1 protein-coding gene is annotated in these 237 nt (G+C 54.4%); it reads left to right on the top strand.

Annotation, left to right across the window (positions count from 1 at the left end; all coding sequences use genetic code 11):
• The coding region (locus COJ96_RS29080) for a type IV secretion system DNA-binding domain-containing protein (RefSeq protein WP_218936551.1) at positions 1-237 on the top strand (237 nt) is incomplete at both ends.

The following is a 237-nucleotide window of genomic DNA, read 5'->3' on the forward strand; positions in this document are numbered from 1 at the left end:
GCTGGTACGCCGTACAGAGGAGGAACGCCGCAACCTGGATGGGTTGTTTAACCCCGTGAAGCCGGCAGATGAAAACCCACTCCTGGAGACAACGCGTGACGGGATTTCTTTTGGCAAGGAAGAAGAGCGTGTCAGCATCGTCAGCTACTCGGATGTACAGTCCCTTAACGACCTGCAGTGTTATGTCACCCTGCCGGGAAGCTACCCGGTAGTGAAGCTGACAATGAAGTATGAAGC

This window comes from Bacillus sp. AFS073361, from assembly GCF_002567005.1.
Taxonomy (GTDB): domain Bacteria; phylum Bacillota; class Bacilli; order Bacillales; family Cytobacillaceae; genus Neobacillus.